The sequence below is a fragment of the Saccharopolyspora gregorii genome (assembly GCF_024734405.1).
In the GTDB taxonomy this organism is placed as follows: Bacteria; Actinomycetota; Actinomycetes; order Mycobacteriales; family Pseudonocardiaceae; genus Saccharopolyspora_C; species Saccharopolyspora_C gregorii.
This window is the reverse complement of sequence record NZ_CP059556.1, coordinates 831,582-857,487: the sequence shown is the minus strand read 5'-3', so window position 1 is coordinate 857,487 and position 25,906 is coordinate 831,582. Positions and strand designations below refer to the sequence as shown.

At 74.4% G+C, this 25,906-nt stretch carries 1 protein-coding gene (running past both ends of the window); it reads right to left on the bottom strand.

Every position in this 25,906-nt window falls within one protein-coding gene, locus H1226_RS03670, for a WXG100-like domain-containing protein, read on the bottom strand. The gene is 52,230 nt long; 2,026 of those nucleotides lie to the left of the window and 24,298 to its right, leaving coding positions 24,299-50,204 in view, spanning codon 8,100 (partial) through codon 16,735 (partial); reading right to left, the first codon wholly in view occupies positions 25,902 to 25,904. Both the start codon and the stop codon lie outside the window.

The following is a 25,906-nucleotide window of genomic DNA, read 5'->3' as shown; positions in this document are numbered from 1 at the left end:
TTCTTGTTCTGCTTGCAGGTGCACTTCTTGGCCAGCCGGTCGACCTCGGCGATGATCGCCTCCCGGCTCGGCCGCGGGCCGCGGGACGGGCCGGGACCGCCGTCCTCGCCGAAGGACGTCGAGTGCTCGGCGGCGGGACCGCGCGCGTCGCCCGGGCGGTAGCCGATCATGGTCGCCAGCTCGGCCGCGGTGTAGCGGGTGCCCTCGTGCAGCACCGGGGTCTCGACGCCGTCCTCGATCCGGCTGCTGACCCAGCCCTGGTTGTCGATGACCGACACGATCGGCCTGCTCCCGGTGACCGTCAGGTCCAGCACGTCGCGGGCCGCGATGACCTCGTTGCGCACCGACATCGAGCGCAGCTCCCGCACCGCGGAGGAGAAGGTGGTGCCGCCGTCGCCGCCCGCCTTGCACACGGTCAGCAGGTACGGGCTGTGCGGGTTCGCGCGGCGCATGTCCCGGAACTCGGGCGTCTGCGCGAGGGTGCGGATGTAGTCCGCGCCGCTGACCCGGACCTTGTGCTCGACGCCGTTCCGGTGCACCAGCACGCCGACGTGGCGCTCGCTGCCGTGCCCGCCGAGCATGTTCGGGCCCGCGTCCACGACCTTCCGCTGCCCGGTGGCCGGGTCGGTGACCTCGATCTTCGTCGGGTTCCACGGGGAGTCGACGAGCCGCCGCAGCGGGTCGGAGGTGCCGAGCCTGCGCCGCCCGGACGCGGAGGTCTTGGCGAACTCCTCGCCCGGCCGGGTGCGGGCGACCTGCTGCAGCGAGTCCGCCTGCTCGGCGAGGACCTTGAACGGGTTCACCTTGGACACCGGGAGCCGGTCCATGCCGGTGAAGTCGACCGCGGTGGTGCGGGCGCCGCCGTCGTCGCCGGTGCGGTAGCCGGCGCGGTGCACCTCGTGCGGGAAGAATTCGAACGGCTCGCCGTTCAGGTCCACGCCGCGGATCGGGGCGTCGGCGTCCGGGATGTGCTCGCTGCGCGGCAGTTCCGACTCGAAGAACGCGATGTTCTCCACGTTGCCCGCCGAGAACCGGCCGTGGGTGCTGCTGGTGCCGTCGGCCCGCGTCGTGGTGAACCCGGCGTTGTCGGCGGCGCCGAGCCGCCCGTCCGGCAGCTGCCCCAGCTTGCCCCCGGTGGAGATGACGGAGCTCTCGAAGCCCTGCCGGGAGAGCCCCGCGACGACCTCGGCCGGGGCCACGTCGTCGGCGAGCAGCGCGAGGTGCGCGCCGCTGTTCAGGAACTCGTTCGCGGCGGGGATCTGCCCGATCACCGCGGCCAGCGCGTCGCCGCGCAGGAACGCGTGCCTGCCGCCGACCAGCGGGACTCGGAAGCCGCGGTCGGTGTTCGCGGCCTCGGCGTAGAACTTCGCGCCCTTCGGCAGCGCGCTCTCGTGGCCGGGCCGCTTCTCGTGCCCGGCGGCCTGCTCGACGGTCTCGCCCGGCATGGTGGCCACGACCCGGTCCGCGTCGCCGTCGAGCCGGAACTCCGGCCGCCCGAACGCGACGCCGAGTCCGGAGTCGCCGGCGGTGCGGTGGTAGCCGATCTGGTCGATCGGCAGCGCGATCGGCCTGCCCTGCTCGTCCTGCGCCCGCACCGAGATGCCCGGGTTCAGGTATTCGGTGCTCAGCGGCACCGGCCCGGCGCCGCGGTGGTTGTGCCCGCCGCTGGAGATCTTCGAGCGGAACGGCAGCGTCTCCAGCTCTTCGTCGGAGTACCGGGTATGCGGGTAGGAGTTGTGCACGACCTGGCCGTCGGCGGCGACGTAGGACGACACCCAGCCCTTGTTGTTCGCGACGCCGATGGTGGCGCCCTTCCGGTCCTTGTCCTCCAGCTTGATCATGCTGATGGTGTCGGCACCGGTGAAGAAGCGGTTCGGCATGCTGAACCGCTTCGCCATCTCCATCATCTTCGGCAGCACCTTGGCGCCCTCGGCCCCGGCCTCGCAGACGGTCACCGCGAACTCCACGCCGGGGTTGGCGGCGTAGAGGTCCTGGAACTCCTTCTGCTGCACCAGCATGTAGATGAACGAGCTGCCGGGCAGCCACATCTCCAGCTGCTGGTCGCCCCGCTTGATGTGCATGGTCATCTCTTCGGCGTTGCCGTGCGAGCTCAGCAGCGCCGGGCCGGTCCGGACGGTCTTGACCTTGCCGGTCGTCACGTCCAGGACGTTCCGGCGTTCCAGCTGCCACGGCAGCGCCGCGAGCCGGGCCGTCGGGTCGTATTCCGGGGACAGCTTCGGCAGCCGGTGCACGAGCTTGTCGGAGATGCCCTCGCCGGGGCGGGTGCGCACGACCCGGGTGAAGCCGTCGAGGTCGGCGGCGATCGCCGCGTCGGTGCGGACCTCGTGCTTCTTGCCGACGAACGACAGGCCGTTGACGCGCCAGACCCCGCCGGCCCGCGTGGTGAACGCCTTCGGCCGCGCCTCGCTCGGCGTGATCCAGTACTCCTTCCAGTTCTTGTCCGTGACCTTGATGGCCTTGTCGTGGTCCGGGATGAACTCCGCGTTCGGCAGGTAGCGCTCGAAGAACTTGATGTTGCGGACGTTGCCCTTGGAGTACACGAACTTAGAGCTGCTGCTGCCCGGGCCGTAGCGGCTCCAGCCCTCGTTGCCCGCGACGCCGAACCGGCCGTCGGTGAGCTGGGTGACGTCGCCGCGCGGCCGCAGCACCTCGCCCTGGAAGCCCTCCTCGCGCAGCTGCGCCAGCACCCCGGACACCTTGGCGCGCGGCGAGCTCAGCACGACCACCGACAGCGGGACCGGATCGCCCGCGGAGTTGCGCTCCCGGTTGAACGCGCGGAAGTCGTTGACGCGGGACACGATCGCGCCGAGCGTCTCCTGGCTGATCGTCACCGGCGTGCCGTCGCGGAGCCTGATCTCGAAGCCCTCGCCCGCGCGCGCCGCGTCCACGAAGAACGCGTTGCCGTCCAGCTGCATGTCCCCGGGGCGCTTGGTGTGCGCCGCCGCGTCGACCACCCGCTCCCCCGGCAGCGTCGCCACGAACCGGTCGGAGGACTCGGTGAGCGAGTAACCGGTGCGGCGGAACGAGATGCCGCTGCTGTAGTCCCCGCTCGACGGCATGATCTCGTAGTCGATCTGGCTCAGCGGGATGCCGAGCTTGCGGCCGCGGTCGTCCCGCCCGAAGATCTTCGACCGCGGGTCGGCGAAGTCCGAGGCGATCGGGACGGTCGAGCCGGGCGTGGCATCGCGGTCGTAGCCGCTCGTCGTCTCCGGATAACGCGTGCCGCTGCCGTAGCCCTGCGGGTACTGGTAGTGGCTGCCCGACCCGTAGCCCTGCGGGTAGTAGTTGTCCGCGAAGCGCATGGAGACGTCGGCGTCGGACTCGCGCCGCTCGGACGGGCGTCCCTCCTCCGCGTCGAAGAACTCCTCGGCCGGTTCGGTGCGGGTCTGCTCCGCGGGATCGGTGCGCGTCGAACCGGCGTCGTCCCGGCCGGAGCGCGCGGCCTCCGGCTCCGGGCCGGCGGGCCGGTCCGGCTCGGAACCGGTCTCGTCCCGCTCCGCCGCGGGCGGGCCGTCGGCGTCGTCGGAGTCCTCCGGGTCCCGGGCGGGCGGTTCGCCGTCGGTGCCCTCGTCCGGCCCGTCGTCGTCGCGCGGCGTGCCGCCGTCGTCGGTGGACGTGCCGTCGTCCTCGTCGGGCAGCAGGCGCGGGGACACCGAGATCGAACGGCGGTCGGCCAGCTCGGCGAACTCGTCCACCCGCATGGTCGTCGAGCTGTCGTACTTCGGGTCGTGGACGACGAAGACCGGGGCGCCGTCCTGCTCGGCGGCGCGGAGGAACAGCGCGTGCCCCGGGGTGTAGACCACGACGCCCGCGCGCTCGGCGACGCGCTGCCAGAGGGCGTGCCCGCCCTCCGGCGTCGCGAACACCTCGGGCAGCGGCACGAGCCGGTCCGGCCGCACCGACTGCGCGCCGTTCCCGCCGAACGGCGACGCGTCCGGTTCGAGGCCGAACCGGGTGCGCAGCGCCTCGGTGTAGACCAGAGCGTCGACGCCCTGCATCCGGCGGAACGGCCGGTCGAAACCGCGCGGGAGGGCGAGCAGCGTGCTCAGCGCCCAGCGACCCGGCAGGACCTGATCGGTGAGCACCGGCGGCTTCTCCCGCAGCGAAGCCCCGGAGAGCTTCTGCATCGTCCGCGACCAGCGCTCGGTCAGCGCCGCCCACTCCGCGCGGCCACCGCCCTCGCGCACCAGCTCGAGGCCGTCGGCGCGCAGTTCGTCGAAGACCGCCTTGGCCTGCTCGACCCGGCTGCGCACCATGTCCTCGTAGGTGCGGCCGAACGCGTTCTCCCAGCTCTCGCGCCGCTCCTCCGGCACCCGGCCGAGGTTGTGCAGCACGACGTCCGCGGTACCCCGGCCGACCTGGAGCAACCCGGCCAGCGTCGGCACCGAGGCCCGCACCTCGGAGTTGATCGCCGCGCTCATACAGGTGTTCAGGAACAGCTGCCGCTCGTTGCCGGTGGCGCCGAACCAGGAGTTCAGCAGCGCCTCCGGGTTCGCCAGCAGCACGCTGAACAACGGCTCGGCCAGCGTCGCCTGCCGCGCGGGCGAGTTCAGCGCGAGCAGGCCGAGCCGGGCCAGCCGGGCGGGCATCGGCTCGTCGGCGCGGTAGCCGATCTCGGTGAGCTCCTGGCCCGCGGTGCGCAGCGGGTCGACGCGGAAGCGCAGCGCCTGCTCGGCGTCGACGAGCAGCTGGTCCAGCCGGGCCGGGGTGATCGCGCGCAGCGGGAACCGCTCGGTCCCGCCGCGGGGGAGCTCGGCGGTGCGCACCGGCACGGTCGTGGCGGCCAGCACCGCGTCCGCGACCAGCGAGCGCAGCTCCTGGCGGCGGGCCTCGTCGGGCAGCGCGTCGATCCGGGCGCCGAGCCTGCCCAGCAGGTCCGAGGTGCCGGGGTTGAGCGCGTGCCGCTCCAGCGCGGCGGGATCGCCGAACGAGGTCAGTTCGGCGGCCCGCTCCCGCAGCTGCTGCTCGGGCAGCGCGAGCTCCGGCGGCACCGCCCGCTGGTAGCCGTCGCGGACGTCCTCCTCCGCGGTGCGGGCGGGTTCGGCGTCCGGTTCGGTGCGCGCGACGTCCCCGTCGAGCCGGGTGAACGGCGAGACCTCGCGGGACTGCGGGTCGCCGATGTCCCGGGACCGCCCGCGGTTCTCGTCGAAGAGGTTCTCGGCGGCGGCCTCCAGGTCGGCGCGCACCTGCTCGTCGGTCCACACCCGCGGCGGCTCGGCGGACGGCCCCCAGGCCGACACGGGGTCGGAGTGGAAGGTGGGCTCGGGCCGGGCGTCGTCCTCCGGGCCGAGGTAGCGCTCGGCGAGCGCCGCCATGTCGGCGGCGAAGTCGGCGCCCGCCTGCGGGATGTCCGGCAGGTCGGCGTACACCTCGGCGGGCGGTTCGCCGGGGGCGAACCGGATCAGCGGCTCGTGGCCCGGGTCGTGTCCCCGGTTGATCGTGTCGAAGATCGTCGCTTCGTAGGTGGCGCGGCGCGGGTTCCAGTAGCGGTGCGCCCCGTGCTGCACGCCCATGTTGCGGGCGACCAGCTCGCGCACCATCTCGTGGTAGCGGCCCTCCGGCAGCACCCGGCCGTCCTCGGCGGAGCGGATGTTGAACACGTCGTGGTCGCCGGCCACCGGCACGCTCCGGCCGCTGGACGCGCCGCCCTCGTCCAGGCCGGAGTTGGTGCGCACCACGCCGTCCTCGACCCAGTACTGCTGGGCGAGGTCCTTCATCGTGGAGAACAGCTCGCGGTACTCGGTGAGGCGCTGCCGCGCGCGTTCCCGCAGGCTCGGGGCCTCCGCCTCGGTCAGGTCCGCGGGCAGCTTCGGTTCGAAGAAGCCGACGGCGCCCAGGCCGTGCTCGGGGGCGCCGAGCCGGACGTCCTGGTGGTTGATCGTCTTCGCCTTGATCTCCAGCGGCTTCGGGTAGGCGCCCTCCTTGAGCAGCCGCACCGAATCCGGGTTCGTCGGGCGCACGTCGACGACCAGCCCGTGCTCCTCGACGAACTCCTGGAACAGGCGCTGGTTCTCGGTGGTGATGCCGTAGGCCCGCTCGATCGCCGCGTCGGTGAGGTCGGGCGTCGGGTGCGAGGGGCGGGACCAGTCCTGGCTGATGCTGCGCGGCACCGTGGAGCGCGAGCGCGCCGACGGTGCCAGCCGCTCGCGCTCGCGGCCCCGCGGCTCGTCATCGGTGCGGGAACCGTCGCGGGAGCTCTCGTCACCGCGGGAGAGCGCGTCGCCGTCGTCCCGCGAGCTCTCGCCGTTCCGCGAGCCGTCGGTGTCCTCGACCTCCACGCGCGGCACGCCGACCGGCTCGGCGTCGCCGTCCACCAGGCGGGCCGCCGGGTCCGGTTCGAGCCAGATCTCGACCCGGGTCGGTCCGTCGCCGTTCACGAAGTGCGGGGTGCCGCCCATCCCCAGCGCGCTCCGGCGCAGCCGCTCCGCGTCCGGCCGCCCGTACTGCGCCAGCCGCAGCGAACGGTCCACTTCGGACATCATCGCGGAGAAGTCCTGCGCGGAGCGGAGGCCGAGCTCACCGGTCACGCGGTAGCGGGCGACCACCGGGGTGCCCGCGTCGTGCGCCCGCACGACCTCCCTGGCCAGCGAGTACAGCTTCGCGCGCTGCGCGGGCGGCAGCTGCTCGCCGGCGCGGGGCAGCTCCAGCCGCTGGTCCGGGGCGGTGCCGCTGAGGCCGGGGTCGCGGCGGGCGGCGGCCAGCTCGGCGTCGTAGTGCTGCTTCGCCTGCCACCAGGCGGCTTCCGCGGCCTGCTCGGCCTCGGTGGCGGTGCGGAACGCGAACTCCTCGTCGGCGCGGGCGACGAGCTCCCCGTCCACCGCGTCCGGCCCGAACGGGTCGGCGGCACGGCGGGCGGCGCGGGCCTCGGCCCACTCGCGGTCGCGGGCGGCGAAGTCCTCGGTGGCGCGCACCAGCGACTCGGGCAGCCGGTCGGTGCGGTCCGCGCGGCGCAGCACGTAGCCGTCGCCCGGGGCGAACTCGGCGTCGACGACGGCGGTCCGCTTGGTGGTGAGCGCGGAGGTCGGTTCGGCGACGAAGCGGAACTCGGCACCGTGCGCCCAGGTGCTGGTGAGCGCGCTCCGGTCCGGGCGCGCGCCGGGCGCGGGCAGCTCGGCGCCACCGGTCGACCCGGCGCCCTGCTGCTCGTGCTCCGCACCGGCGGCGCCCAGCGGCTCCATCGCCAGCGCCCAGTCGCCGGTGGCGCCGAACGGGGTGCGGCCGTCGGCGTAGGTCGCCGAGTGCGGGGCCTGCGGCACGCCGGTCGCCACGATCGGCACCGCCGCGACCACGTTCCCGTTGCCGGTGGCCACCTCGGTGTGCGTGGAACCGGTGGAGGTCGTGCTGCCGCCCAGCTGGATCCGGCCGCTCGCGCCGACCAGCTCGCCGCCGCCCGGCACCTTCGGGTGCACGGTGAGCCGCACGCCCAGCTCCGGCGGCAGGTCCAGCGGCACGCCCTCCGCGGAGTCCCGGTGGGCGTCCAGCAGCGCGGCGAGCCTGCTCGGGGTGAGCTCGGCGCGCAGCAGCGTCCGGACGTGCGGGTCCACGTCGGCGCGGGCGCCCGCCAGCGCCTGCTCGGCGGCGCCGACCAGGCCCGCGGTGTCGCCGTCGAAGTCGATCACGCGGTACTGCGCGGGGTCGGTGGGCAGCGCCTCCGGGTTCCCGGCGTCGCGCCACTCGGACAGCGCCTCCGGGGTGGCGTCGGCGGCGGTGCGCGCGGTGACCTCCGGCTTGCGGGGACCGCCCGCGGGGGCGATCCGGGCGTCCTCGACGGCGCTGTGCGTGGTGATGGTGCGGGTATCCGGCGCGGCGGCGACGCGCTCGCCGTGCCGCTCGATGCGCACGTCGAACAGCACCTCCGCCCGGTGCTCGGCCAGCGCGCCGCGCACCGACTCGCTGTGCTGGTGCTGGGTGACCTCGTCCTGCTTGGAGTCGCGGGTCTGCTTGAGCCACTCCAGGACGTGGATGCCGCCGAAGCCGAAGTTGCCGTACGCGGCGCCGTGCTTTGCGTTCGGGTCCGCCTCCGCCGAGTGCAGCGCCGACTCGTTCTGGAACATGCCCGCGGGCGCCATCATCGTCATCGCTTCGACGAGGACCCGGCTGAACTTGCGGGCGACGCTGGTGGTGAACGAGGACGAGGTGGCCTTGGACAGCTCGCCGTGCTTGATGCCGGTCAGCTCCGGCTCGCCGAGCAGCGAGGCGTCCACCCGCAGTTCGTAGGTCTCGCCGCTGACCCGGAACTCCTGCCGGATCAGCGAGGTCACACCGCCGTTGGCCAGGTCCTCCAGCGAGGCCTGCAGCTGCGAGAGCGCCCGCTCCACTTCGCGGTGGTTGTCGTGCGGCGTCTCCACCGAGGAGGCGGGCAGCAACCGGTCCGCGTTCTCCTGGCCGATGGTGTGCACCAGCTGCTCGTACAACGGATCGATGCGGTCGACGAGGTCGATCGCCTCGGTGACGCCGCCCGCCCAGCGGGGCGCGCCGACCCGTGCGCCGTCCGGCACGGCGCTGGTGCGGCCCGGGTCGGCGGAGCGGTCCGGCGGCGGGAGCTCCGGCGGGTCCTGCTCGGCCTGTTCGGCGGCGCGGCGCGCGTCCTCCTCGGCCTGCTTGATCCGGATCTCGTGCAGCTGCTCGTCGGTGACCAGCACCCGCACCGCGCCGGGCAGCTCGAAGCGCTCGGCGGCCGTGCCCACCGGCTTCGGCTTCCGGATCCGCCAGCGGTCCAGGTTGCCGCGCCGGATCGCCTCGGCGGCGACGGTCGTCTCGACCTTCGCGTTGATCAGGTGCATCCGGCGCGGTTCCTGCGCCAGCGCGCGCTCCGCGGAGACCTCGGTGCGGTGCCCGGTCTTCTTGCTGAAGCTGCTGATCCACAGGCTCAGCTCGTGCATGAACAGGCCGACGCCGTGCGCGGAGGTGCCCGGCGTGTGGTTCGAGGTCTCGCTGACCATGAGCATCGCGGGTTCGACGGCGTTGCCGCCGGACCAGGTGCCGGTGACGTCCTGGCCGGAGGTGGTCGCCCCGGTCGTGGACTGCTTCGGCTGCTGCCACTGGGTTTCCACGACCTCGGGGTCGCGCAGCATGTAGGACACGGCCGCGGCGGCCTCGACGTCGGAGCGCCTGCGGTGCCAGCGGAATCCGGTCAGCTTGGTGCGGCGGCTGAACGCGCGCGGGTCGCCGCGCAGCGCCTCCACCGAGATCGCCTGGTCGATCAGGCCCGAGTTGTCGCCGTCGGCGAAGTGCCAGATCGGGTCGTCGGACGCCTTCGCCAGCATCGACCGCACCGAGTCGCGCACGTGCTCCAGGCCGTGGAACGCCACGACCTGCAGCCCGTCCAGCTTGCGGGAGGCGCCGCGGCGCAGCTCCGCGCTGCGGTTGATCGAGACGTCGGCCAGCTCGGTCCGGTTCTCCGGGGCGACCTCCAGCCGCAGCGGGCCGTGCGAGGCGGGCAGCTCCACCACCACGTCCACCGTGACGGTGCCGGGCTCGCGGCCCTCGGCCGCCGCCGACTCGTCGACGATCCGCAGGTCGTGCAGCTCGGGGGTGTCCAGGCCGCGGGAGCCGACGGTCACGCCGCGCACCAGCTCGTTCGCCCGGGACCAGTGCTGGCCGGTGGTGGTCAGCTTCACCGTCGCCGCGTAGCGCTGCATCGGCTCCGGACGCACGTTGCCCGACCCGTCGAGGGTGCCGCCGCGGACGCCGCCGGTGGAGCTGTCGGCGCGCTGCCCCAGCTCGGTGCCCGTGGTGCGGGAGTAGCCGCCCTTGTGCTGGGTCGTGATCATCCCCGTGCCGTGCAGCGCCGTGTACAGGCGGGCGATGATGCCGCCGCCGAGCGACCAGCTGCGGGACTTGGCGTGCGAACCGGACTCGGACTCGGTGAGCGCCGCCGAGGTCGGCGTGCCCTCGGCGGGCCCGAGCGGACGCAGTTCGCCCTGCAGCTCCGCCTTCACCTGGAACGAGGCGCGGTAGTCGTTGCCGCGGCCCGGTTCCGGCTGCAGGTCCAGGTGCAGCGGGCGGTCGGCGACCATGTCCGGCGCCCGGCGCACCAGCTGCTCCGGCGAGACGGCCTCGTGGATCTGCTCGCCGCGGGCCAGCTTGCGCTCGCCCTTGCCGTCGATGCCGTGCGAGAGCTTCGGGTCGTCGAACTCGGTGACGAAGGACGTGTCCCGCCACTTCCACCGGTGGTGGCCGGGCAGCTCCGCCGCCGAATCCCGCATGATCCTGCTGAGCAGTTCGCTCGCGGCGTTGTGGTCCAGCGCGGCGGACGCCGCCGCGTCGGCGACCTCCTGCCTGCCGACCGGTGCGGTCGTGGTGCCGTCCGCGGTGATGCCCGCCGCGCTCGCGTCCTCCGGGCGGGCCAGCTGGTGGGCTTCGACGGCCTCGGCGAACGTGATCGGCGAGTCGCCGGGCTTGCGGACCTGCAGGTCGTAGACGGTGCGGTAGCGCACCACGTCCCCGGTGTGCGAGGTGGCCTGCTCGGACCCGGTGCTGCGGCCGTACTCCTGGGTGCGGCCGTGCCCGCCGCCGAGCGCCACGTTGGCGCCCGCCGCGACCGACACCACGCCCACGTCGTAGCCCGGGCCCGCGGTGAGCGAACCGCTGCCGTCGCGGGCCGTGGCGTTGGTGCTGGCGGCGCTGGAGCCCTCGGTGCGGACCTCCGCGTAGTGCGCGCCCTCGATGGTCTGCTCATAGGCGACCTTGCGGGCGACCGCCCGCATCTGCACCGCGCGGGTGTGGCCGGGCAGCAGCCGCTTCAGCGGGTTGCCGCCGGGCAGCAGCGCGTCGGACTGGATCCAGCCGTGGCCCTTCGCCGCCTGCTCGGGGGTCACGGCCATCTCCGGCAGCCGCTGCTTCACGTTCGCGGAGCCGAGGAAGGAGCGCAGCGTGTTCTGCCCGTCCTCGCTCAGCTTCCCGAGGTGCGCGGCGACCTGCTCGACGATCCCGTCGTCGCGACCGAAGCGCCGCGCCAACCGCTTGCCCCGGTAGCGGCCGCGGGCCTGACCGCGGACGTCGGCGTTCTCCACCACCGACGGCGGCAGCGCTTCCGGCACCGCCACCTCGCGGCCCTCGCCGCCGAGGCCGACCGGGACGCTGAGCTCCACGGCCACCGGGTCCGCGCCCGGCGTCCTGCCGACGAACGTGGTGGGCAAGGTCGGGTCGCCCGCCGAATCGAGGCGGTTGATCGTGAAGGTGGCGGGGACGCGCCGCGCCGTCATGCCGCGGTAGCCGGCCGCGCCGTCGGCGACCGTCTCCGGCAGCGCCACCGTCATCCGGGTGCTCTGCGAGTTCTCCCGCGAGTTCGAGCGGGAGAAGCCGACGTCGGTCGGCACGTTCACCGCACCGATGGCGAACAGGCCGGGCACCGTCGGCACGAAGAAGAACCAGCGCGACATCGGGGTGCGGCCGGTGCTGGTGGCCGCCTTCGCACCGGTGGAGCCGCCGGTGCTCGCCGCGTTCGAGCTCGCCGCGGCCTCGGAAGGAGTGCTCTTCGGCCAGTCCAGGTCGGCGGTGATGCGGAACCGCTCCTTGCCGACGGTCACCACCCGGCCGTCGCCGAGGAAGGACCCGAACTCGTTGCGCACGGCGTGGCTGAGCGCGTCGATCTCGCTCTTCTTCGGCGTGCCGCCGACGGAGTTGGTCACCGCCTTGACGACCTGCTCGGCGCCTTCGGTGCGGCTCAGCTGCACGCCCGCGCCGAGGCCGCGGCCGCGGGACAGGTAGCTCGGCAGCCGCAGCCGCTTGCGGCGCTCGGGGGCGGCCGCGGCGGCGTCCTCGCGGGCGGCCTCCTCGCGGGCGGTGTCCTCGCGGTTCTGGTCGGACTCGTCGCGGTTCTGGTCGGACTCGTCGCGGACCTGCTCGGCGTCGGTGCCGCGGTCGGCCGCGTCGGCGTCGGCCGAGCGGTCCGCGGACTCGCCGTCCAGCTCAGCGGAGCGGTCCGCGGCGTCCTGCTCGGTGCGGGCGGCCCCGTCCTGGTCGGTGCGGCCGTCCTGCTCGGGGTGCGAGCCCCGTTCCGCGCGGCCGTCCTGGTCGGTGCGGGCGGTCCCGGCGGCCCCGTCCTGCTGGGCCCCGTCTTGTTCGGTCCCGTCCTGCTCGGTCCCGCGCTGCTCGGTCCCGCCGGAGACCTCGTCGTCGCGTTCGGCGGAGCTCTCCGCACCCCGCTCCGGCTCGGCGTCGGGGTGCGTGCTCGGCCGGGAGTCGGCGGAGCGGTCGCGGGTGGTGCCGGAGGGCCCGGCCTCGGCGTGCTCGGGAATCGCGGAGGGCATCGCCTCCAGCGGGCCCGCGCCGAACCGGCCGCCACCGATCAGGCCCTCGGTGCGGTGGGTGCCGAGCTCGTCGGCGAGCTCGCGGGCCAGCGCGGTCGCCGCCTCCGGGCCCTTCTCGTGCAGCTCGCGGGCGACGACGGTGGTGACGTCGTCCATCAGCGCGCGCATCCGCGCCTCGGCGGGCTTCGGGGAGTCCAGCACGACCGGGACCTGGTGCAGCGGCTGCACGATCCCGCGGGCCTCGACGAACAGCTCCTCGAAGGCCCGCTCGGTCATCTTGCCCAGCGCGTCCTGCGCCTGCTGCGCCTGCTCGTGCACCTTGCCCCGCGGATCGAGGCCCTCATCGGGTTCGGTGATGTCGGTGCCCGCGTCGGACTCGGTGTCGGAGTCGGAGTCAGCCCGCGACTCGGTGTCGGAGTCGGAGTCAGCCCGCGACTCGGTGTCGGAGTCGGAGTCAGCCCGCGACTCGGCGTCGGAGTCGGAGTCGGCCCGCGACTCGGCGTCGGAGTCGGCCGAGGTTTCGGAGTCCACTTCGGACTCGTCGCGCGCGGCGCCCCCGCCCCGGCCCGATTCGTCCACATCGGACTCCGGGCGGGTCTCGGTCACCGGTTCGGGCTCCGCCGGGAACAGGAAGTCGTCCAGCGCGGTCCGCGGCTCAGCGGGCTCGGCCGGTGCGGCGTCCCGTTCCGACAGCGGGGACGGCATCGGGGCCGGCGTGGGGATCGCGTCCGGGGTCGGCGCGGGCTCCGGGGTCGGGCCGGGGTCCGGGGTGCGCTGCCCGGCAGCGCCGTCCTCGCTGGTCGCGGCCTGGTCGGCGGGCTCCCGGATCTCCGGGACCGCGATCGGCTCCGGCGGGGTCAGGCCCATCATGAGCAGCCCGGCGCGGTCGGTGTGCACGTAGACCCGGTCGCGGGCGTGCCGCGGCTCGCCCCAGCCCTCGGGCGCGCCCGCCCGGTACCGCGGCGTGAGGGTCCAGTTCGCCATCGCGTTGACCAGGTAGGTCTCGCCCGCGGAGCGCTGCTCGGACTGGGCGTCCTTGAACTTGCCGTCGGCGGCCGAGGTGCGCTGCCACGAGTAGCTCGGGCCGGGCAGCGAGACCTGCGGCGACTGCCGGTAGTTCGCCCCGGACGCGTCCACGGCCTGCCGCGGGTCGGCCAGCGAGTCCAGCCCGACGCGGCCGGTGAAGCCGACGCCCGGGCCTTCCTTGTGCTGCTCCTTGATCGCGGTGGTCCGCGAGTCCTTCGTGGTGAGCCCGGCGTCGTCCCCGGTCGGCACCACGTGCGCGTCGTCCAGCTCCGCGGTGAGCAGCACCGATTCCAGCGGGTGCGGGGTGTTCTCGGCGGCGTGGCCGTCGTGGTCGAGACCGCCGATGCGGTAGCCGTCCGCGCGCATCGCCGCGGGCAGGTGCGCGGACAGCGCGCTGGTGGTGGTCCCGGTGAGCAGGCCGTGCCGGGTCCAGGTGGCGCGTTCCGGCACCGGCGGGGCCGCGTCCGGATCGGCGCCCGGGGTTCCGTCCAGCACGTCCCGCACGACCCGGTGCACGTCGTCGGAGTTCGCGACGACGTGGCTGACCTCGGGGAGCTCGTCGATCCGCCCCGGCTGGTGCTCGCCGAACCCGAGCTCGCCGACCGGGACGCGGGTGCGGACCGCGTCGCGCAGCGTCGGCAGCACCAGGGTCTCGCCGGTGCTCGCCGGGGCGCCCCAGTCCGCGAGGCCGCCGGTGAGGGTGTTCGGAGTGCGGTTGGCGTGCGCGGTCTTGCGCACCTCCAGCCGCAGGTCCAGGTCGTGCCCGAAGGTCGCGAAGTCGCTCTTGGCCGAGTAGGTGCGGGTGTTGTCGCTGCTGTGCGTCTCGACGTGCTTGTCGCTGGACTTCGAGGTCAGCCCGGCCTGGCCGAGCAGCGCGCCGCGGCGGTGCTGCTCCTCGCCGCCGCCGCGCAGCAGCACCATCGGCTGGGCCTTGCGCTGGTGCCCGGTCTTGCCGGTCTCGGTGGTCGAGGAGGTCGTCTTCGTCTCGTGCTTCTCGCTCCACCCGGATTCGACGCCGTCGAACCTCCCGGGGCCCTGCTCGCCCTTCAGCGTCAACGAGACGTCGACGGTGCCGAGCGGGCCGGGGACGGAGGCGGTCCAGTGCTTGCCGGGTCCGCGCAGGTCGGACAGCAGCGCCTGCAGGCCGCTCGGGGCGACGTCGCGGGCGCTCTGCCGGTACACGTCCTGTCCGGCGAGGCGTTCGGCGTCGCCGAGGGCCAGCGAGGTGAGGTAGTCGCCGAACCGCCGCATCGCGCTGCGCGGCACGTCCTGCTGCGGCACCGCGGCGAGCACGTCCTTGATCCCGCTGAGCAGGTGCGCGGTGACCTCGGGGCGGACCGTGGCGGTGGTGTGGCCGTCGGCGTCGATGCCGGGCGGGGCGTGCACGGCGCCGCCTGCCGGTTCCGGTTCGGGGCCGAGGCCGTACCTGGCGAGGTCCGCGACGGGCACCCAGAGCTGCGCCGAGCCCGTGCGGTGCGCTTCGAGGTGCACGGCCGCGTCCGGCCGGTCCGGATCGCCGCCGCTGAGCAGTGCGGTGGTGTCGTACTCGACCAGCTGGGCCGGGCCCTTGTAGGTGGTCGTGGTGGTGCGCTCGAACTCCTGGGCCTCGGACCGCCCGTGCGAACCGGATTCCGCCTCGCCCGCGCTGAGCACCGGCGTCGCGGACGAGGAGGCGCCGGAGCCGGGGTTGCCGATGCGGGCGCGGCCGGTCCAGCCGCCGCCGGTGAAGGTCTCGGTGCCGTGCCCGGTGCTACCGGTGACCTTGCGGGTGAAGGTCAGCTCGACCTGCTGCACCGGGCCGTTCGGCCGCGCGTTGCTGAGCGCGAGGTGCAGCTTGAGGTCGCCGATGCGCTGCTCGGTGGGCCGCAGCGCGCCCTGCTCGTAGCGGTGCACCGAACCCTCGTAGGCGCCGGTGACCACGGCGTCGAAGTTGACCGCGACCTCCTCCGGCGAGACGAAGGAGTGCGCCTGGTGCGCGGCGATGACCTTGTTGTCGCCGAAGCCGCCGAACACGTCCTCGGTGATCCGGTACCCGTCGATCTCGGGCAGCTGGAGGCCGTGCAGCACGAAGTTCTCGGGCAGCTCGGCGGGCTCCCAGCCCTCCGGCCTGCGCGGCGCGTCGTGCTCGACCCGCTGGTACCGGGCGGCGGGCTCGCCGGTGCGCGCGGCCGGGTCGAGCAGCCCGCCCGCGTAGGTGGTGGCCCGGCCGCCCTCGACGATCCGCTCGGCGAGCACGCCTTCCGCGCCGTGCACGGTGATCCGGTAGTCGATGAGCTCGGGGTGCGCGACGACGTCGCCGGACTTCCAGCCCCGCCCGCGGCCCAGCCCGCTCGCGGTGGTGAGGGTGGCCCGCTCGGTGTCCGACTTGTCGTTGCGCTGCAGGTTGAGGTCGAGCCCGCCGAACCGGCCGAGCGACGGCGCCCGCCCGCGCAGGCCACCGCCGGCGCCGAGGGTGCGGCCGGACTTGGCGGCGGTCTCGTGCTGCACACCGGTGCTGCCGGTGAGCTCGCCACCGAGGCCGGCGCCGGGCACGGTCGTCGGCGAGCCCGGGGCGTCCGGCGTCGTCGGCGAGCTCAGCGGCGAGCGCTGGAAGGTGCCGTAGCCGGTGTCGGCGCGCGGCACCGTCTCCACCAGCACGCCCACCAGGTCGTCCGGGGCGCCGGAGACCGCGTGCCGGGCGCGGGTGAGCACGAAGGACGTGCCGGACCCGTTGAGCGCGGCGGACCGGCTGCTGAACCCGCTCTCCGACACGGCGTCGGCGAGCACGGCGGCGTTCTCGGTGGCGTGCGCTTCGGCGGTGCCCGCCGAGTCCTCGGGCGGCAGCACGCCCTCGGGCAGCATCTCGCGCAGCGCGGCGGCGACGCCTTCGACGTTCGGGTAGCGGGTCTCGGCGGCGCCGAGGACGTGCTGCGGCGGGAACGGGTCGCCGCCGATGAACTCGGGCGCGGTGCCGTCCGGGCTCTCCCCGCGCCAGGCGGTGGCACCGGCGGGCACGTCCACCGAACCGTCCTCGACGACGCCGTCGTCGAAGCGGATCCGCAGGTCGTAGGTGAGGTCGGCGGTCCCGACGTGCAGCGCGCCCTTGCGCTCCCAGGCCAGCTCGGTGCGCAGGTCGTCGTTGCGGGTGACGCCGTGCTCCTCGTGCGAGGTGAGCTTGCCCTGCACCGCGCCGCGCACGTCGATGCTGTTGCCCGCGTCGTCGCCCCAGACGTTCTGGGTGAGCCGGACGCGGCCGCCGAGGTCCACCGGCTGCTCGACGGTGCGCTCGGCGGCGTGGCCGTCCTTGCGCCCGGACTTGGTGGCGATCTTGCCGTCGAGGCCGCCGTCGGTGACGTGCTCGCGGTTCGCCCCGCGGCGGGCCTTGAGCTCCACGGTGGCGGTGCGGTCGCGGCCGTCGGCGCCGACGGTCCGCAGCTGCTCGACGAGGGTGCCGCCGGAGAGCAGGTCCACGCCGCGACGGCTCAGCGAGGTGCTGCTGACCAGCCCGCGCAGGGTGCCGCGCAGCGCGGAACCGATCTCGTCGGCCTTGCCCGCCCAGTCCGGGTGCCGGTGCACCAGCTCGCGGGCCTGCTCGAACAGCGCGCGGTCGCCGCGCAGGCGGGTGGAGTCGCCGGGGCGCGGGGCGCCGAAGTCGGCGGTGCCGTCGGCGTCCTCGGTGGGCCGCAGGCCGTGCAGCGAGTTCGGGGTGCTGACCGTGACCGCGCCCGGCGTCGAGCCGCTGACCCGCACCGCGGCGTGGCCGTTGCGCAGCACGGTGGCGGTGTGCGCCATGTCGTGCAGGCTGCGGGTCCGCTTGCCGCCCGGTTCCACGTTGGAGCCGTGCTGGAACTCGGAGCTGTCGGTGCTGCTCCAGCTGCGCTGCGGGGTGAGGCCCTTCAGGCTCAGCGCCGTCTGCATCGACGTCCCGGGCAGCCACGGCAGCGGAATGCTGCCGCGGTGGGCGTAGCCGTCGTCGCGGATCGACGGCGAGTCCGAGGAATTCTTGACCTTGCCGAAGCCGCCGGAGGCGTTGTCGAGCTTGTTCTCCTTGCCCTTCTTCGCGGGGGCGGTGGTCGGCGGGGCCGGCTCTCCCCCGGTGCTGTCGTCGTCGAGCCGGGCGCGCACGAGGATTTCGACGGCGTCGTCGCCGATGCCGGAGGACACGACGAGCCCTTCGCCGTGCAGCGCGGTGAAACCGTTCTTGAGCTCGGTGTCGGACAGGCCGTGCAGCACCTGGTCGGCGCGTTCCGGCGGCACCGCGACCTGCAGCATGGCCGAGCGCACGTCGGCGCGGAGCGCGGTGCCGTCGAGCTGTTCGGCGCGGACCACGTTGCGCGGCAACAGTTCCTGGACCTGGTGGGTCCGCTCCAGCAGCGGCTCGGTCTCCGGCGCGGCCGTCAGGTCCGGCATCGGGTAGCGCGGGCCGTCGTCGGGGCGGAGGTCGTCCGGGATGGTGATGACGTGGTCGCCGCGCTCGGCGCCGGACGGGCGGCTGCCGGTGCTCCCGCCGTCGGACTCGTCCCCGGATTCGGGTTCGGTGTTGAGCTCGGTCTCCGAGCCCCCGTCGGACATCGCGGTGTCGTCGGACCCGTCGACGAGCGCCCGCACCTGGTCCAGCGCGTCCGGGCCGAGTTCGCGGTGGATCACCTGGTCCAGGTCCTGCCCGGTGGCGCGGTGGAACTCGGCGCGGACCGCGTCCAGCCCCTCCGGGTTGCGGGCGAGCTCGGCGAACTCCTCCAGCAGCGCCATCTGCCGGGTCGGCCGGTAGCGCTCCGCGGGCGCGACGGTGAGGCCCTTCGGCAGCGGGCGGGGCTTCTGGTGCTCGGCCTCGCTCTGCGACAGCAGCCGCTCGGCCTGCTGCGCCAGCCGCACCGGGCCGGGCTGGAGCACGTCGGGCCGCACGCCCAGGTCGTGACCGACCTGCTCGATCCGCCAGGCGTTGCGCGGCAGGAACACCCGCTGCCTGCCGGTCATCAGCCCGTCGTCGTCGACGTACGAGTTGAACGGCCGGTGCGGCTCGCCGGTCGCCGGGTCGATCGGCAGCTTCTGGTCGTCGACGTTGAAGATCCGCCGATCGTCCTTCGGCAGCGCGCGCAGCGTGCCGGTCTTGCCGCTGCGCAGCGCGTGCAGGTATTTCAGCGGAAGGCCCAGTTGCGCGCCGATCCGCGTGTTGACCAGCTCCGGCTTGTCGCTGATCTCCCACAGGTCGGGGTCCGGGTCGCCCTTGCGCTTCGGGTGCATCTCCCGGCTCAGGTGCGCCTCGCGCGGGTCGTCGACGAACTGCAGGTCCACGAAGTACCGCGCTTCGCGGTGCATCCGGCTCGGGTGGAACTCGGTCTCGACGCCCTTGACCGCCTTCTCCTGGAACTCGTCGAGCTCGGCGCGGGCCTCGGCCAGCTTCTCCTCGGCCTCCTCGGCCTCCCGGCGGCGCACGTCGGCGATGTCGCGGGACTGCTCGGCCTGGTCGCGGGCCTCCACCACCTCCGGCGGCGGGGTCTCGGAGTCGTCGTCCATCAGGTGCGCTTCGAGCTCGTCGGCCTCGACCCGGTCGAGCTCGGCGATCTCCGCGGCCTCATCGGCCTCGCGGCGGAAGCTGTGCGCGCGGTCCTGGTGCCGGGCGAGCAGCGGACCGGTGTCCAGGTGGACCTTGACGGTGTAGACCGGCAGCTTCTTGCCGCGGAACTCGCGGGTGCCGCTGCGGTCGAACTTGGCCCGCACCCGGTACTCGTCGGGCAGGCCCCAGAAGTGGCCGACCTCGTGCGCGACGCCGCTGCCGTCGTCGTCGATGTTCCAGTTCGTCTGGTCCATGTCGGTCTTGCCGGACACCGCCACGGTGCGGTGGGCCTGCGCCGGGTCCTCGGGGAACACGAGCCTGCCGTGGAACTGGTCGCCGACGGGGAGCCGGAACCCGGTGTTGTGGATCTCTTCGACCTGCTGCAGCGAGCGTTCCTTGAGGCCCTCGACGCGCTGCTCCTCGGCGGCGAGCGCGCGGGCGGCGTCGTCGGCCTTGGCGCGCTGCAGGTCCGCCCGCTTCCGGGCGGCGTCGGCCTTCGCCCGCGCCGAGCGGACCTCCGGGTCGTGCGCGGAGCCGCCGATCTCCAGCAACGTGGCGGCGTTGTCCAGGTCGAGCGCGCGCTGCTGCTCGCGGTCGGCGAGCCGCGAGCGCCGTCGGGCGTCCGCCCGGAGATCGGCGAGGCTCGCCACGTCCAGGTACGCCTTGAAGGTGCGCTCCTCCACGAACCGGCCCGGCTCGACCTCGATGCGCTGCACGTCGTAGGCGATGTCGCCGGTCAGCCACTGCCCGTCGAACGCCAGGGTCGGGATGGCGTCGCTCGGCAGGTCCGGGCCGACGTCGCTCGGGTCCGGCTTGTGGACGGTGCTGCTCAGCTGCAGGTCGAGCGCTTCGGAGTTCACCGTCGCGTCCGGGATGGGCCGCCGCAGGTGCTCCCAGTCCGCCGGTTCCAGCTTGTTCCACAGCGGGTCGAACCAGGAGGCGTGCCGCGCCTTGGTGTGCCGCCACTCCGAGGAGGTGGTGGGCGGTTCGACGCCGTCCGGCCAGTACTTCCCGTGCGCCTCGGTCTCGATGCTGGTGATGAACACCGCGTTCTCGTCGTCCGCCGCGTTCTTGGCGCCGATGCGCACGCCGAGGCTGGCGAGGGTGTGCCGCTGGGCGGCGCGGACCTCGGCGGCGAGCGCGGTCTCCGCCCGCTGCAGCGCGGCGCCGAGGCGGTCCCGCGCTCCGGCGGCCTGCTGCGTGGTGTCGCGCACCGCGGCGCCGAGGGCGTCCAGCGCGGCGCGGGCCTCGCCCTGCGGCAGCTCGTCGCGGACCGGGCCGACGGCATCCGCGAGGTCGTGCAGCGGCAGCGCCGATTCGCGGGCGACGCGGACCGCCTCCAGCGCGGCGGTCAGCTCGGCGACGGGCCGTTCCGGTTGCAGCGCGTCCAGGTGCGCTTCCAGCGACCGGTGCAGGCCGTCCAGCACCTGCTGGGTGCGCTGCGCGCTCACCTCGGGCCCGTGCGCGTCGGTGTACCCGCCGTGCACCCGGATCTCGAAGGGCTCGCGCTCGCCGCGCGCGACCTCCAGCAGTTCGGTGGCCAGCGAGCGCGCGGACTCGTCGCGCAGCTTCACCGCGGCGTCCCGCGGCAGCAGGGCCGGGTCGGCGTCGTCGAAGTGACCGGCCCACTCCACCATCTCCTCGGGCGGGTCGGACTCGATGGAGTTCACCGGCTGGTCCGGGTCGAGGTCCATCGCCGCGCCCGGGGTCGGCGCGGGCGAGCCGCCCCACGGTTCGGTGTCCGGCAGGGAGGCGGTGTCCGGCAGGGAGGCGGTGTCCGGCAGGGAGTCCGCGCCCGGCGTCGGGGCGTCGCCGGCCCAGCCCGGGTTGGGTGCCGACTCGTAGCTCGGCGAGTCCACGTCCATGTCGTCCGGGCTCGCGGCCGGGCGGCGGCGCGAGCCGCGCGCGGTCTCCGGCAGCGGCTCGGTGATCCGGCCTTCCACCGGCTGCCCGGCGCGGTCGCCGTCGTGGCCGAACTCGGCGAGCGCCTCCCCCAGGTCGGCCAGGCCGCTGTGCTCCGCGCCGTCCTCGCCGTGCTTCGTCCAGCCCTGCGGGTCGCGCTGGACGCGCACGGTCCCGTCGGCGCCGACGACCGCGTGTCCGGCGACGAGCCTGCCGTCCGGGGTGTGGAACACCTGCGCGGCGGTGGCGATGATGCCCTCGTCGGTGGCGGCCACCAGGTCCGGCAGCCAGCCCAGCCGGCTGCCCCCGGAGACCGCGAGCACGCCGGGCACGACCTGCCCGAAGTTGCGTTCGCTCGCCGAGTCGATGAAGTCCGCCGGCTCCAGCACGCCGCCGTCCCACAGCGCGATCCGCTCGTCGGGGCGCACCGCCGCGGACAGCACGTCCACCGAGGAGTACAGCGCGGAGAGGTTGCGGGCCTGCCCGACCGCGCTGCGCACCGAGGTGCCCGGCGCCGGGTAGAGCAGGCCGCCGTGCGGGAGCCCGACCGCCTGCGTCCGGTGGTCGAGGTCGTTGGTGCCGGTGTTCTCCCACTCGCGGGTGACCGCGAACAGCTGCACCGCCTGCTCCCGGGCCGCCGGGCTCAGCGGCAGCAGCGCCAGCAGGTCGGCGAGCTCGGGCAGCCCGGCGGGCGCGCGGCCGAGCAGCTTCGGCTCGGTCATCAGCGCGTCCAGCGCGCGATCGATGCTCGGGTCCTTCGCGGCGAGCATCATGGCGGCGCTGAGTTCGGCGTGCGCCTGGGTCTCGCCCGCGTCGAGGGTGCCCGCCCAGAACCGGAATTCGAGCCGGTCCGAGTCGCCGCCGGTGATGTGCCGGAAGCTGAGCCCCTCGTCCCTGGTGCGGTTGAGCCCGGTGACCTCGGTGGCGGTGGGCACCCGGGACGGGTCCGCGGGCAGCGGGCCGGGGCCCACCATCGTCAGCAGCCGCTGCTTCAGGCCGCCCGGGTGGTTGCCGAGGTGGTAGAGGACCGACTCGAAGCCCTTCTGGATGCGGGCCAGCCGGACGTGTTCGGTCGGGGTGAGCTGTTCGGTGAAGCTGACGTTGACGTGCCCGCCGGTGTTCGCCGCGGAACCCTCGTGGGCCCGCAGCAGCCCGGTCAGCTCGGCGATGTCGTGCCAGGTGCCGGGTTCCGCGCCCGGGCGCAGGATCGGCGAGACCAGCTCGAAGCCCTGGATGTGCGCGCCCTCTTCGACCAGGGACCACTTGCCCGCGTCTCGCGCCTCGGCGACCCGCTCGTCCTGCGGCGCGAGCAGCGTGCCCTCGACCGGTTCCTCGGGCAGGAAACCGGTTTCGCGCAGTTCGTGGGCGAGGCCGGACAGCTGCTCCTCGAACACCGGGTCCGGGTCGCCGACCTGCCGCAGGTAGGTGGTGGCGTCGCCCGCCTCCCGCAGGCCCTGCACGGTGCGGTCGTACTGCACCTCCAGCTCCAGGCCGAGCCGGACGTCCGGCCGCGAGCTGGCGCCGCCGGGCACGCCGTCCACGTGGAAGGTGATCGGGTTGCGGCCGTCGTCGGCGTCGAGCCGCGCCCGCTCGTAGCCGCCGCGCAGCTCGTCGGCGGCGACCCGGCGGATCTGCTGCACGGCCTGCTCGGCCCGGTCGGCGGCGGCGCGCAGCCCGTGCAGCGGGACCCCGCTCAGCGACGGCGCGTCGGCGGCGCGCACGACCTGGGCGAACCGCTCCAGCTGGTCGCCGGTGAAGCGGTGCGCGCTGGTGCTCAGGTGCCTGCGCATCAGGTCGGCGGCGGCGCGCAGCCGCGCGGCCGGGCCCCGGCTCTCGGCGAGGCGCGGCTCCTGGAACTCCGGCGAGTGCGCGGGGACCTCACCGATGTGCTGGCCGAGCACCTCGGCGTGCCGGGTGCGCAGGACCGCGTTGCCGGCCTCGTCCGGGACGCCCATCAGACTGCCTGCGGTGTCCGGTTCGACGGGCAGGCCCAGCATGGAACCGATGGCGCGCAACCGGTTCGGGTCGCCGAACCGCCAGGAGGTCTGGTCGCCGCGGCCCGCGGCGTCCAGCGTCACCGAGTGGTGCGGTTCCTCGCCGGGGCCGGCGCGCAGCACCCGCACCCGGAGCACGTCGCCGTTGGGCAGCACCAGGTTCGGCCGGTTGAACCGCCGGTCCACGTCGTGCACCATCCGCGCCCAGTCCGCGTCGGCCGCGGTGCGCGGCAGCGAGCTCCGCTGCCGGATGCGCACGGTGGCCTCGCTGACCAGCACGCCGTCGGAGGACACCGCGCGGCGCACCTCGAACGCGGAGCGCTCCACCACGTCGGTGTCGGGCAGCTCGCGGATCCGGCCGCGCTGCTGCACCGGCGCGGCGTCCAGCCGGGCGCGCAGGTCCGGCGAGATGCCGGAGCGCTCGGTTCCGGATTCGAGCAGGCGCGGGTCGAACCGCGGGTCCGGCGGCGGGGCCGTGGACGGGGCGGACGGCTGCCGGTCCTGCCCGGTGCCCTCGGCGGGCTCGCGCTGCGGCGCGTCGGTCCGGGCGTCGGTCATCTCCACGTCGCCGTGGTCGCCGAGCATCCGCAGCAGCTCGGGGTCCGCGGGCGGCAGGTCGCCGAGCGCGGCGAACGGGTCGCCCGCGGCGAAGGTGCCGTGCGAGGCGGCGGTGAAGTCCAGGCCCGGCATCTGGTCGCCCTGGGGCGGGTTCCCGGCGCCGTCGGTGGCCGGGTTCGCGAGTCCGGTGCCGTCCAGGTTCCCGAGGTCGCCCCAGGTCGCGGGATCACCCCAGGTCGCGGGATCGCCCAAGGCGCCCCAGTCGACCGGGTCCACCGGGTCCACCGGGTTCGCCAGGTCGCCCAGCGCGTTCACGTCGAAGTCGCCGAGGTTCCCGAAGTCGAGCGCGCTCACGTCGATCGCGTTGACGTCGAGCGCGGCGAACAGCTCCGGATTCGCGGTGGTCCCGTCCCCGACGTTCCCGGTGGTGAACGGATCGGTGCCGAGCGGATCGGTGGTGAACGGATCGAACACCCCGCCCGCTCCGGTGCCGGTCCCGTCCAGGTTTCCGAACAGGTCGAGGTCGCCGAGGCCGTCGAGGTCCAGCTCCGGCAGCGGTTCCGCGGCGAGGAAGTCCTCGAAGTCGAGGACCTCCTGCGAGTGGCCGCTCAGGTAGCGCTCGGCGCGGTTCGCGTCGGCCTCGGGCAGCGCCGACTTGATCCGCTCGTCCAACGAGGGCTCGCCGTCCCGGCCGAACCGCTCCCGCACCGCGTCGATGCCCGCCTGGTTGCCGACCAGGTCGCGCAGCTCGCCCAGCACCAGGTCCGGCTGCACCTCGGGCCTGCCGAGCAGGAATTCGAGGCGCCGCGCGACGCGCTCCGGGCCGGGCTGCACCACGTCGGGGCGCATGCCGGACGCCCGCGCGATCTGCTCGATGCGCCACAGGTGGCGGGGCAGCAGGTCGCCGACCTGCTGGCCCATCAGGCCGCCGTCGTCGATGTAGGCGTTGCGGCGCGGGTGCCGTTCCCCGGTGGCGGTGTCGATGGGCAGCGGCGGGTCGGCGCGGTTGACGACGCGCCGCTCGTCGCGCGGGAGCTGCCGCAGCTCGGCGGCGTCGCCGGAGCGCAGCGCGGACACGAAGTCCGGGGTGAGCCCGAGGTGCGCGGCGACGTGCTCGGCGGCGGCCGCGGCGTCGTCGGAGCTGCCCCAGTGCTCGGTGTCCGTGGTGGCGACGTCGGCGGCGTCGCTGACCTTCAGCTTCTTGTGCGCGTAGAACGGCTCGTCGACGAAGGAGACCTCGACGCCGTAGCGCGCCTTCGGGTGCATCCGGCTCGGGTCGAACAGCTCGCGGACGCCCCGGGTGGCGCGTTCCTTGAGCTCGGCGAGGTCCTGGGCGACCTCGCCCACCCGCTGCCGCGCGCGGTCGGCTTCGGCGCGCAGCCGCTGCGCGTTCTCCCGGGAGCTCTCGGCCTGGCGCTGCAGCGCGGCGGCGTCGTACATCGGAGCACCGTGCTCGTCGCGCGCCGCGGGCATCGTTGCCGCGTTGAACTCGTCGGCGTCGGCGGTGAACTCCGCGCCGTCGGCCTTCTTCTCCGCCTCTTCCGCGATCTTGGTGCGGTGTTCGGCGAGGTGGGCCTCGTCCAGGTGCAGCCGGACCTGGTACTCCCGGATCTGCTCGCCGCCGAAGTCCCTGGTCCCCCGGTCGTAGCCGTTCCGGTCGGCGTACTCGTCGGGCAGGCCGTAGGAGTGGAACCACTCGTGCTCGCCGATCTTGCCCGTCATGTCGACGTCCCAGAGCAACTGGTTCGCCCGGACCTTCTCGCCGACCCGCACCACCTGGTGCGCGGCAGCGGGATCGGTGGCGAACTCGATGCGAGCGTGGAACTGGTCACCGGACACGGCCATCCGGCGGCCCTGCAACGGGTTCTCGGTGACCTGGGCGCGGACCCGGTCCTTGAGCGCTTCGACGCGCGCTTCCTGGCGGGCGAGCTCGGCGGCGGACGCGTCCGCCTTCCGCTGCAACCCGTCGACCTCCAGCTGGGTGAAGTCCGCGGTGGCCCGGGCGGACGCGGCCTCCTCCGGCTGGCTCGCCGCCTCGTGGATCTCGACCATCAGCCGGTCGCTCTTGAGGACCTCCTGCTTCGCCTCCAGCAGCTCCCGGTCGCGGTTCGCGGCTTCGCGGGCCGGGGCGAGGAACGAGTCGGTGTCCAGGTACGGACGGTAGGTGAGCTCCTGCACGAACCGGCCGGGCCGGACCTCGATGCGCTGGAAGTCGTAGGTGATCTGCGTGGTCACCGTGTTCGGGCCGAACGCGAACGCGGCGCGGTCCGGGGCCGCGTCCCGCGGTGCGACCGTCGCCGCCATGGTGCCGATGGCGTCCTCGGTGCGCACCGTGCCGTCCGGGATGGGCCGCCGCAGGTGTTCCCAGTCGGAGGGCTCGAACCTGCCCCAGTGCGGGTCGAACCAGCCGGCGCGGGTGACCTCGGCGCGCCGCCAGGCCGGGTCCTCGACGGACGGTTCGGAGTCGGCCTTCCACGGCTTCGCGTAGTCGGTGACCGGCGCGGTCGTCACCCCCGCCGAGTCCAGCAGCGAGTACTCGCGCTCGACCACGAGCGGGACGTTCAGGTCGTGCAGCGCGCGCCGCTGCTCGGCGGGCACGTCCGGCTGGGCGGCCGCCA